This is a genomic window from Mycobacterium sp. (genome assembly GCF_036273375.1).
Taxonomy (GTDB): domain Bacteria; phylum Actinomycetota; class Actinomycetes; order Mycobacteriales; family Mycobacteriaceae; genus Mycobacterium.
The window spans coordinates 1-11,251 of record NZ_DASUHS010000116.1; the positions used below are offsets into that span (position 1 = coordinate 1).

Here is an 11,251-nt window from a genome sequence, read left to right on the forward strand (position 1 = left end):
CGCAGCTCCGGTGCGATGCGGTCGATGGCCATGACGTCGGTCAGATACGTGGTCGACACCAGGAACGAGCCGTGGTCGACCATCATCTGGATGGTCTCGTCGCTGGCCAGGAAGCCGTGTTCGATGCAGTCGATCCCGGCGCGAATGCACGCTTGTATTGCGCTGTCCCCGATGGCGTGCGCGGCCACCCGGACTCCTGCCCGATGGGCCTCGTCGGCGATCGCGGCGAACTCGGCATCGGAGTACTGCTGCGCGCCGGGCGCGGTGCTGTGTGACATCACTCCGCCCGAAGCGGAGACCTTGATCAGCTTGGCGCCGTGCCGAATCTGGTAACGCACGCAGGCAATTACGTCGGGGACACCGTTGGCGATGCCTTCGGCCACCGACAGCGGCATGATCCCGGGAGCCAGCCGCTGGAAGACCGTTGGGTCCAAGTGCCCGCCGTACGGCGTTACCGCGTGCCCCGCGGGATAGATGCGCGGCCCGATGTGCCAGCCCTGGTCGATCGCGCGCTGCAGCGCGACATCGAGCAGATATCCCCCGGTCTTGACCATAAGCCCGAGATTGCGCACCGTGGTGAACCCGGACTCCAGGGTGGTGCGCGCGTTGACCGCGCCACGCAACGTGCGATACGCGGGGTCGTCCTGCACGCCATGCATGGGCGCGGGCAGGCCCTCGGGGCCGCCCGGCCCGCCGATGAGTAGGTTGAGTTCCATGTCCATCAAGCCCGGGAGCAGCGTCACGTCGCCGAGGTCGACGACGGTCGCCGAATCCGGTAGCGGCTCTTGAGGATTGATCGCGGTGATGCGTTCCCCGTCGATCACCACTTCCGCCGGCGTATGGATCTGACCGGTCACGACGTCACCCCATCGCGCCGCGCGCAGCACGGAGATCATGGAACGGGCTCGGACACGCAGTCCAGCGTCGACGCACCCGAATCAGGCACGCGGGGCTGTTTCCAGCATTCCACCGGGAACGACACCATGATCATGGAATAGAGCAGGTGCATCAGATTCTGGACATCGTCGGGCAAGTCGTCGAGAGAAAACTTGTCGCAGAACGTCAGAGCCTCTTCGGCCCGCGCGGTGATCGCGTCGTAAAAGGCCTTCATTTCCGTCATGGAGCTGGCCAGCCTCTTGGCGTAGCGTTCGGATTCGCTGGGCAGACACCAGTCTGAAAACCGTTCGAGGTCGGCGAACTCGGCAGGCAGCATCGGCATCGTGTTCACACTCCTGCCGTAGTAATCCGGCGATAGTCATCGATCCAGGCCGCGGTCTCCTTGTGCAGGTGACGCAACAGGATCTCCTGGTCGTTGAGCACGAACGTGTCGATCACGCGCGATTCGAGCATCGTCTGCGTCGCCTCCAGGGTATTGGCGTCCTGCAACCCGTATTCCTTGAACGACACCGCCGCCAGCTCCTGGGCCACCCGCTCGCGCGGAGTGCGCGGCGCCGGGAAGTACAGCGTGCCTTCGAAAACGTGGCTGTTGTAGGACGTCGGCCAGTAGTGGTAGGTCAAATACCAACCTTGGCCCCAGAACAGGATGACGAAGTTGGGGAACAGCTGGAACGAGTCCAGGCCCCACGGATCACATTTCGCGGGGTTGAGCCCGGCGGGCATCGGCCCAAGGTCCGGCTTGTCCCAGGGGCCGAACAGCCCGCTCTGGCAGATGTCTTCCATCGGCTTGCGCATCTCGTCGGCCATTTCCCAGGCCCGCACCCCCGAGGTGCTGACCAGCCGGTGGGGCCCGTCCAGCCGGTAGTGCGGGGCCTCAAAACCTGCCTCAGCGGCCGCCTTTGAGTACGCGGTCGGCGACTGGTTCGCGTGCAACACGGGCGCGTGATAGAACTCCTGGAACGCGTCCATGTAGAGCTTCCAGTTCGCCTTGACTTCCGAGCGGTAGTACCAGCGGGATGTCATCCTGTCGAAGGGATAGCCCTCCAGTCCGGTGATCATGGGCCCCAGGAACTCTCGCAACGACTGCTCGGGTTTCTTGGCGACGTTGACGAAGATGAAGCCTTCCCACACGTCGCAGTGCACCGGCACCAGGCCGTAGCGACTCTTGTCGAGGTTGAAGAACTCCTCCTCCTGCTGCACAAAAGTGAGGTTGCCGTCCAGGTCGTAGCGCCAGGCGTGGTATTTGCAGGTGAACTGCCGGCACACGCCGCGCGTTTCTTCCTGCGGCATGTCGTTCCACACCAGCTTGTTGCCGCGGTGTCGGCACACGTTGTGGTAGGCCTTGACGTCACCAGATGTCGTGCGGACCAGAATGATTGACGTGTTGACGACCTTCAGCTCCCGCGTGAGATAAGTGCCCTTGCGCGGAAGCTGTTCAACGCGACCGACATTGAGCCAGGCCCGTTTGAAGATGGCCTCGCGCTCCAGCTCATAGATCTCGGGACTGATGGAGTCCTCGTAAGACACCGGATCGGTGCCCAATTCGGGGTAGTGCTCGGTCCAGCTACCCTCCGGCGGTTTGGGGAATCGAGCCATGATCGCTCCTTAAGCAGTCCAATCTCACCGAACCTTCGCTCCCAGCCACGCACCGCAGTACTGTTTGCGCGAAACAACCACCTGCGCACCGGTTTCACCGATCCCTGAGAGCTCCGTCACGGCCGACGGTATATCCTCGACCCCATCAATAGCAAGTAGTTGATATTGGCCTCGGGAGGCACGGATGGACCACAACCTCGGAGTGCAAACCGCCGGAATCGATCGGGCGCGGCCGCAGGCCGGCGTCGTGCAGGTCATCTCACCTCATACCGAGGAACCCGTCGCCGAGGTCGACGCGGCCGGGCCCGACGACGTCGACGCCGCGGTCGGCGCCGCGCGCGTGGCCTTGACCTCGGCGCCGTGGGGCCGCAGCGAGCCGTCGGAACGGATCGCCGCCATCCGGCGGCTGGCTGACATCTACGACCGACGCCGCCCCGAGATGGCCAACACCATCAGCGCCGAGATCGGTGCCCCGATCAGCTTCGCCCAGCGCGCACAGGTGGGGCTGCCCGCATTCATGATCCGCGCGTTCTGCGACCTGGCCGAGCGCCATCAGTGGCAGGAGAGCAGGCCCGGGTTCTTCGGCAGTGACCTGCTGGTCCGCAAAGAGCCCGTCGGCGTCGTCGCGGCGATCGTGCCCTGGAACATGCCCCAGTTCCTCATCGTCACCAAACTGGTGCCCGCGCTGTTGGCCGGCTGCACCGTCGTGCTCAAGCCCGCACCCGAAAGCCCTTTGGACGCGCTGCTTTTAGGCGAGATACTCGACGAGGCCGGTCTGCCACCCGGCGTGGTGAGCGTGCTCCCCGGCGACGCCGCGCTCGGCGCCTACCTCGTCGCCCACCGCGGAGTGGACAAGGTGTCGTTCACCGGCTCCACCACGGCCGGCCGCGCCGTCGCCGCGGCCTGCGCCGCCAACCTCACGAAGGTCAGCCTCGAACTCGGCGGCAAGTCCGCGGCCCTGGTGCTCGACGATGCGGCGCCGGACAAGGTCGCCGCCGGGGTGCGATCGGCCAGCCTGTCCAACAGCGGGCAGATCTGCAATGCGCTGACGCGCGTTCTGGTGCCCCAAGCCCGTCACGATGAATACGTCGATGCGCTTGCCGCCGAGATGGCCGGCCTTCGCGTCGGCGACCCGAGCGATCCTCAGACCCAGCTCGGTCCCCTGGTCTCTCGTCGCCAGCAACAGCGCGTGCGCGACTACATCGACGTCGGTCAGCAGGAGGGGGCACGCTTGATCGTCGGCGGCGCCGACATGCCCGACGGACTCGACCGCGGCTGGTACGTGAAACCCACCCTGTTCGCGGCCGCCGACAACGCCATGCGCATCGCACGCGAAGAGATTTTCGGCCCCGTCATCACGGTCATCCCCTACCGCGACGAGGAACAGGCAGTCCAGATCGCCAACGATTCCGACTACGGGTTGGCCGGATCGGTCTGGGGCGACGACACCGACCGGGCCCTGGCACTCGCCACGCGGATCCACACCGGCACCCTCGGCATCAACCAGGGCTACACCATGGATCCGTTTGCGCCCTTCGGCGGCGTCAAAGCCAGCGGTTACGGCCGAGAACTCGGACCCGAAGGGCTCGACGGCTACCTCGACACGAAATCGATCGCGATCGCGCCGGGCGGCTAGAAAACTAGCGGGTCTCGCTCGCGACGTACACGGCGACGTACCCGATGGGGATGCCGGTCCAGGTCGCGATGCACTCGCGTGCCGCCGGTTCCACGGCGGTCCTGCCGGTGGCGCGGGTGGCCCGGGCGATCTCGGGAATCCGGATCATCCATCCGTCCGCGTCGCGAGTGATTTCGATATCGAAGCACTGGCCGACCATCGGGCGCTTCACGCGGGGAGCGACGCGCTGTCGGCGGGCACTGCGCAGCGGTTGGCGGCGCAGCAGAGTGGGCTGAACAGACATGGCTGCTTTCCTGAGTCGCGGACGAACCGCGGGCAAGATTAATCCGCATCGAGGCGAAAACCTAATCGACGATCTCAGCCTGATAACGGCGAACCATCGGTCGGTGCGGATCGCGCTTCGCCATGTTGGGGCGGGACTCGATTCACTTGTTGCGCCGGACCACCCGAGAATGGCGCGGCCTGGGGTCGCGCGGCTCAATCGTGTTCGGCTTGAAGCGATTTCGCCTGTTAGGTCTGACGAGGTCGAGGACGTGATCGGCACGATTGACAAGCCTGTCGATGGGGTTGTTCGCAGGCCAACGCCGTAGCCGACGCTGCAGGTGACCGTTATGGAATGTTGGCCGAGCTGGACGGACAACTCGGCCGTGTCGCTCGAATTCGCTCGGCCATGGCGGCGTCCGATTGAGCATCGAGCACAAGGTCCGCCCTCTGTGGCGTGATGTGATGTGGACCACATCTGAGAGTCACATGTTGCACAGATCACAACCGAGGAGATTTCATGGTTGGCGTGGATCGCTCTAGAAAGGCCGTCATCGCCCCTCGTGCCGGCGCGGCCGTCAATTCGCACCGTCTCCTCGTCGCCGTCCTGACTGTCACGGTGTTCATCTGCGCGATCGTGGGCGTCATCGCGGCCGCGATGATGGGGCAAACCACCGCCGCGCTCCTCATCGCGCTTGTGGCCGGTGGGTGGTTCTCGGCCGCGGCATTCTGCTAGCCGCATTCGCCCCGGCGGTTTCGCTCCGTCTCGCTACGGTCGTCCCGCGCGTCACTGCGGTTTTGTTTTCCGGCCTTGACGGCGTCGAGAGAGCACTGCGGAAGCCGGCGCAGTGCTTCGGGATCGCTCTGTACCCGCAGGCGGCGCAGTCGGCCCTCTTCGGTATCAACACCAATAGGTAACTCGTCGCCGCACCCACTGGCCGGATCGACGAGAAGCTGCAGTTCGTCGGAGTCGACGAACAACACGGCATCATCGTGCGAAAGCCGCCACGGGTGGCCGTCGGTGGGCCACCGGCCACCGACGGCCCGAATGCCGTCCCCATCACCCGCGTGGTCTTCGTCCACGTCGGCCATGACGCAATCAATCCACAATTTCGCCGGCACCGGCCGGAAGTACACCGCGAGGCGTTGGCGGTTGAGGTCCAGGTCGACCGGCATCCCGATCGGGGGAAGCGATGTGCCCTCGGGTTGGTCGTTCAGCGATTTCTTGACCTGACGAGAGCCGATGCCGGTGCCGAACCAGTCGATGGTCAGGACGGTGGTGATGTACTGCGCGATCGCCGCGGCCAACAAACCGCCCGCCCCGGCGGCTCCCACCCCAGCAGCCCCCGCTACCCAAGTCACCGGGAGCGCAAGCAGACCGACGACAGCCGCCGCACCTGCAGCCGTGGCAACTTTGCCGGCCGCGGTCAGGCTGAAGTCCGCATTCACATCCGGCTCAGAGTTCTGCGCCGGCCGCACCCCCACGGTGCGCGGTAATCGATCGAATCTCTCGCTGACCCGCTTGACTTCCGCTTCGTATTCCTCGGTGCTGAGATGGCGGGCGCGCTTCTTATGACCGGCCAGGCTCAGCGTCTGCTCGAGAAGCTCGATGGTGTCGACGTCCTCTCGCAGCAGCTCTTTGTCCTTCGGATCGCGCGGGATGTCACCGAGGCCCATTTCGTACACCACCTTGAAGGTGGCCTTGAAGTCATAGAGTTTGGTTTCGGCGCTCACGGTGCCATCGATGACCAATCGGCCGTCCTCGGTTCGCGGCACAATGTCGGCGCCGATAGCGTCAAGGCTGCGGTCCTGTCCGCCGATGCTGATGGTCTTCGGACCCGCCAGCGCGCATGGCGCATCGGGGTCGAAGTCGCTCTCGTCGAGATCGAAACTGTTCATCACGGTGTCACGGACCTGCCGCAGAATGCTCCACCCGGTAGCGGCCAAAGCCGCTCTCTCACGAGGGTTTTCGGCGAGGACCGACGCGGGCAACTCCTCACCGGGCGGCAACTCGCGAAGTGTCTGCAGCTGCACCACCATGGATTCCTGGGTGGTCTCGCCGATGTCGAAGCGCTGCACAATTGCGTCGAGTTCCTTGACCGTACTGTCGTCTTGCGCCTCGGGGTCGACGTCCACCGGCGACGGGAGGAGCGCCTGAATCCCGTTGTCTCCCATCGCCTCCAACTGCGGGCGGACCGCATCGGCGATTTGGGCGGCAAGCGAGTCCAACACCCTGGTTCGGGCCTCATCGTCGGAGAGGCCGGGGTGCTGCAGTTTCTCCAGGTTCACCATCAGCCCCCCGGCGATGCTGTGGGTTATGAAGTATGCCTCGGCGTAGTCGAGTTCCCAGCTGATCCGCGGATCCTGCCCGGCGAAGACCGTGACCCCGTCGTCACGGCGCTCGACATGCGGACCGAACAGCCACCCGGCGTGCTGGTCCGGCATCGGGGTGGCCACCAGCACAGGAGCGTCCTGTGATCTGAAGTTCAGTGCGATCGTCTGCTTGCCCGGCTCTATTTGGTGCGGCTCGAGCTGATCGTGAATTGTCAACCGCCCGAATAGCGGAATCTCGTTGTACGCAATCTCGCGCGACTCTCCGGCACGTGGACCATCCGGGATCGTGATAGTAGCCGGGGGCAGCGATACTAGGGGGATGCAGGTAACCGAATCGATGACGATCTTTGAATCGAATATCACCAGGTCTATCGCGAAGTGCCGCAAGGGATCGCCAGGTTCACCGTTGGCTTCCTCCTGCCACAGCCGCTGATGGCAGTCTTGAATGAACCAGACGCGATCCAGGGTGAGGTCAAGGGTGGCCGTCGCGGAGTAGCCGGTGCCGTCGACGGACTGCGTGTACTTGTCGCCGCTGAACATCTCGACCGTCTGATCCTGCACGCGTTCGCGATGAATTTCGATGATCGTGTCGGGGCGATGCATGTGGATGCTGTACCCAAAAATGCGTGTCTCGAGTCGAGTCCACCTTTGCTAATCCGGACGGCTCGGCGGAAATGCGGCGCGCTTCTCGATGGCCTCCCGATAGGCATATACCCGGCCGGGGATCGTCCCGAGCATCGCGATGGTGCGACCGCCCCGCCCGTAAGCGGCGACGAACTCCCAGGCGTCCGGCTTGCCTTCGATGATCTCGACAGCATCGTAATCGGTTGGCACGCCTAGCATCTGCAGCTTGACATCGTATTGGTCGGACCAGAAATACGGCACCGCGTCGAAGGCTTCGGCATGTTCGGGCCCGGCCAGTAGTGTGCGGGCCGCGGCCTCGCCCTGACGTGACGCGTCGTCCCAGTGTTCAGTACGCAGATGGCGCTCGTACAGCGGATGCCACCAGCGCGCCACATCCCCGGCGGCAACTACATTGCCGTCGCCGGTGTTGCCCTCGGCGGCGCCAGTGGCATCGCAGACCACCCCGTCGTCTAAATGCAGACCCGAGCCTTCCAGCCAGGCGGTGGCGGGAGTAACGCCGAGCCCGACGATGACGACATCAGCTGGGACCTGCGAACCGTCGGTGAGTCGAACTGCTTCCACCCGTCCGTTGCCGACGAATCCGTCGACACCCACGCCGACGCGCAGGTCCACACCGTGTTCGCGATGCAACTTCGCCCAACACGGCGCCAGCTCCGCACCTAATGCCTGAACAAGCGGGCCGGAAGCCTTCTCGATCAGCACCACATCCAGACCAAGCGTTCGGCAGGTCGCAGCGACCTCACTACCGATGAACCCACCGCCGACTACGGCGACCCGAGGACGCGAGCCGAGTCGTTCTCGAATCGTCAGACAATCCTCGACCGTCCGCAGCAGAAGCACCCCGTCGGGCGTCGGGCCGCCCGGCCATTCGCGCGGCTCGGCGCCACTGGCGATGACGACTCCGTCGAACTCCAAGGACGAATTCTGCCCGTCGTCGCGGACTAGGACGGTACCTGCGGACGTGTCGAGTCCGAGCGCAGTGGCTCCTCGGAGCACCCGCGCATCCATGTCGAATTGCGGTGCCATGTCGATGCCGGCTCGGTGCACCTGACCGCTGAGCAGCTTTTTCGATAGCGGCGGTCGGTGGTAGGGGGCGTGGCGTTCGGCGCCCACGATGGTGAGGGCGCCTTCATAGCCGTCCTGTCGTAGTGTCTCCGCCGCCCGCATCCCGGCTACGCCGCCACCAACCACGACGACTTGCTGTAACTGACGATTCGCGGGCATCGCGTTACTCCTCCACCACAATCGCCTGGGTGGGGCAGGACACTTCGGCGGCCTTCAACGGCCCGCGTAACTCTCGCGGCGGTTGCTCTTGGAGCAGGTGCAGTCCGTCTTCTCGTACGTCAAAAACCTCGTGGCACAGGCTCATGCACACACCGTTGCCGTCGCAGGTATCAAGATCCACCGAAACCTTCATCGAATTGCGACCCTTCCTTCTAGCTGAGCCCGTTCGCGGGCGGCCTTGGCTGCCGGCGATTTCTTGATGTACTCGACCGCCATCGTCGTGACCGCTTCAGGACCCGGATGATGAGAAGGCCGCATGTACCTGGCGGGTTGCGTCACCATCAGCTGCCAAGGACCGGGCAACTTGTACTCCCGGGCCGCACGCCACCAATCGCGCCAGCGCCACTTCTGATCGATGGTCGGGTCCTGGGCCATGAGGTATTTCGCTCCGGCAATCCACCACCCGTAAAACAGCGGGGTGGTCATCAACATCGAGAAGGCTCTGATGAAGTAGTTGCCGCACACGTGCTGGTAGACGTCGAACACCAGTGAGCGGTGTTCGACCTCCTCGGCCCCGTGCCAGCGCAGCAGATCCAGCATCATCGGGTCGGTGCCGGCGTAATCCAGACCGCGGTTCTGCAGCACCCATTGGCCCAACATCGCGGTGTAATGTTCCAGCGCCGCCACGTCGGCCAGGCGCCGATACAGCCACCACCGCTTCATCGCCGGCGGAAACCACTTGGGCGGATCACCCAGCGCCACCGAAAGCATTTTCCGGAGTCGCGAGGTGTACGGCTTGGTGTCGATGCCTTGTTCGGCCAAATGGTCGAGCACCACTTGGTGCGCCCAGGCGTGCCAGGATTCCTGCTGGATGAACGGTTTGATCGCCGCCTCCAGCTCTGGGTCGTCAACCAGCGACGACGCTTCCAGGACCGCTTTGATGAAGTGCCGCTCGCCTTCGGGGAGGAGCAGATGCAGCACATTCATCATGTGTGTTGCGAAGGGGTCGTCGGGCACCCAGTGCAGTGGTGTCTCCGACCAGTCGAAGCGCACCATTCGGCGATAGCGCGGGTGCCCGTCGTGATGAAGTTGGACCTCGGGCATGAGAAACTCCTCCCGCCGACCGACCGTTGCTTTAGTCGGTCGATCTTGCTTCGAAGAAACAAGTCAACCCGCGCCCGAACCGGACTGCAGGCGACGTTTCACTGCGAACAACCGTTCACTCAGTGGCGTACCCGCGCGAGGGGCCGGATATGCATACCAGCGGTACCAGGATGCTGAGAGCTTCCCTGCTGGTTACGAAAGTCGCCCACGATGGTGTCGTGGCAGTGAGGCTCGCCTCCCACTGCGGGGTAGCTGGTGCCACGGTGTCTGCAGCTTAGCGGTCCGACGGCAGCTCAGACTCGGCGGTAGTTTTCACATCGCTTCCGGTGCGAGCGGCTAGTGTGGCGGCCTTGCCGTGGGCCAAGGCCCAGGTCGCGACGATGACTACCAGCACTGCGGCGGCCAGGGCGAAAACCTTGGGACCCGTGGCGTGCAGCGTCTCGCCCAGCACGATGACCCCCAGCACCGAAGCCACCATCGGCTCGGCCACGATCACTGTTGGCATCGAGGCAGTCAACGCGCCGGCGCGGAATGACGATTGCTGAAAGATCATCCCGGCCAGTGCGGTCGGTATCCAGACATACAGTTCGGGCGCGCGGAGCAGGGCACCGAAACCGTCGCCGACCGCATCGACAACGCCCTTGGTCAGCACCGCGAACACCGCCAGTGAGAAACCTGCCACCATCGCCAAAAGCACCGCCGCGCGCGGACGATCCGGCCAAATCCGCGCGCCCAAGACACACAACATCGACACCGGGCCTATCACCATGGCCACCACGATCCATGTTGTCAGTGACCCCCGTGAGCGCCCCGCCTCCGGCTGGCCGATCGTGATGAACGCAACCAACGCAACTGCCAGCAGCGCGGCCCACATCCACTCCCGGCGGGTTACCCGATGATGCGTGAGCCGTGCGTAGATCGGCAAAGCAAACAGCAACGCCGTCACCTGCAGCGCCGTCACCAGCATTACCGATCCAATCCCCAACGCCGCGGCCAGCAGGCCGTAATTGGCGACGGCACCCGCGCTGCCCAACCACCACCGAGTGTCGCCCAACGACTTGCGGAACAGTGCGAGATGGCCGACTGGTTTGTCGGTGATCTCCTGCGCGGAGCGCTGACGAATCACATTCCCAAACGCCGATGCCAGTGCCGCGCATAGGGCGAGCACCAGCGCGATACCGACCTTTGACATAGCTGACCTCTCTGCAATGTTCGGTCCGTCGCACACCTATGCGGATGTCTGCGACCGTCGGAGATCTGTACCCGACGACGCTACCGACCGAACTCAAGGACGCCCGGCCACCATCCGGCCTATCGGTCCCACGATGAGGTCACGAATAGACGACATCTGTGACGCCGCGGAGTTTGTCTCAGACGACTCCCCGGCCGAAGATGAGCCCTCATAGCCTGCACAGCCGCGAGACCGTGACCTTCATGCTGGCGCGGCAGCGGCTTGGAATCATGACGAGCACCGGACGCGCGAATGCGCATTTTTTAAGTGGAGCTAAGGGGACTCGAACCCCTGCCTTGACCAGGCAAAACGCTGCTTAGCTG

11 protein-coding genes are annotated in these 11,251 nt (G+C 64.3%); 2 read left to right on the forward strand and 9 right to left on the reverse strand.

From position 1 onward, the window contains the following. The 3 genes from VFW69_RS11500 to VFW69_RS11510 form a co-directional block, all read right to left on the reverse strand. The coding region (locus VFW69_RS11500; RefSeq protein ID WP_526501269.1) for an amidohydrolase family protein at nt 1-896 on the reverse strand (896 nt) is incomplete at its 3' end. Then, entirely contained in the window at nt 893-1,228 is a 336-nt protein-coding gene (locus VFW69_RS11505; protein WP_526501271.1) for a hypothetical protein, read from the reverse strand. The genes VFW69_RS11505 and VFW69_RS11500, both read right to left, overlap by 4 nt. Beyond that, nucleotides 1,225-2,493 carry an aromatic ring-hydroxylating oxygenase subunit alpha gene (locus VFW69_RS11510; RefSeq protein WP_526501273.1) on the reverse strand — a complete coding sequence of 423 codons (1,269 nt, stop codon included), beginning with the start codon at nt 2,491-2,493 and terminating at the stop codon, nt 1,225-1,227. The genes VFW69_RS11505 and VFW69_RS11510 overlap by 4 nt, the downstream gene beginning before the upstream one ends. Before the next feature lie 184 nt (nt 2,494-2,677). Here VFW69_RS11510 and VFW69_RS11515 point away from each other — a divergent pair, with 184 nt between their 5' ends. Then, nucleotides 2,678-4,129, forward strand: a complete 1,452-nt coding sequence (locus tag VFW69_RS11515) for an aldehyde dehydrogenase (protein WP_526501275.1) — start codon at nt 2,678-2,680, stop codon at nt 4,127-4,129. Between the two features lie 4 nt (nt 4,130-4,133). Here the strand turns inward: VFW69_RS11515 and VFW69_RS11520 are convergent, their stop codons facing one another. After that, on the reverse strand, nt 4,134-4,328 hold the full coding sequence (locus VFW69_RS11520; protein ID WP_526501288.1) for a long chain fatty acid-CoA synthetase Faa4p: 195 nt from the start codon (nt 4,326-4,328) through the stop codon (nt 4,134-4,136). Between the two features lie 582 nt (nt 4,329-4,910). Here VFW69_RS11520 and VFW69_RS11525 point away from each other — a divergent pair. Further along, the gene (locus VFW69_RS11525) at nt 4,911-5,126 is read left to right on the forward strand and encodes a hypothetical protein (protein ID WP_526501277.1); all 216 of its coding nucleotides are present in this window, start codon (nt 4,911-4,913) and stop codon (nt 5,124-5,126) included. Here VFW69_RS11525 and VFW69_RS11530 read toward each other — a convergent pair. The 5 genes from VFW69_RS11530 to VFW69_RS11550 all read right to left on the reverse strand — a co-directional run bounded on the left by VFW69_RS11530 (nt 5,123) and on the right by VFW69_RS11550 (nt 10,889). Further along, nucleotides 5,123-7,327 (reverse strand): hypothetical protein, encoded by a 2,205-nt coding sequence (locus VFW69_RS11530; protein WP_526501279.1) that lies wholly within the window; start codon nt 7,325-7,327, stop codon nt 5,123-5,125. The two genes, VFW69_RS11525 and VFW69_RS11530, sit on opposite strands and share 4 nt — an antisense overlap. Nucleotides 7,328-7,375: 48 nt before the next feature. Next, complete coding sequence (locus VFW69_RS11535; protein ID WP_526501281.1) at nt 7,376-8,593, reverse strand: NAD(P)/FAD-dependent oxidoreductase; 1,218 nt, start codon at nt 8,591-8,593, stop codon at nt 7,376-7,378. A gap of 4 nt (nt 8,594-8,597) precedes the next feature. Beyond that, a complete protein-coding gene (locus VFW69_RS11540) occupies nt 8,598-8,786 on the reverse strand; it encodes a ferredoxin (RefSeq protein WP_424055759.1) in 189 nt (62 codons plus the stop codon). Then, nucleotides 8,783-9,697, reverse strand: coding sequence for a metal-dependent hydrolase (locus tag VFW69_RS11545; protein WP_526501284.1), 915 nt, complete (start codon nt 9,695-9,697; stop codon nt 8,783-8,785). The genes VFW69_RS11540 and VFW69_RS11545 overlap by 4 nt, the downstream gene beginning before the upstream one ends. 274 nt (nt 9,698-9,971) lie before the next feature. Further along, complete coding sequence (locus tag VFW69_RS11550; RefSeq protein WP_526501286.1) at nt 9,972-10,889, reverse strand: DMT family transporter; 918 nt, start codon at nt 10,887-10,889, stop codon at nt 9,972-9,974. Nucleotides 10,890-11,251: the final 362 nt, after the last annotated feature.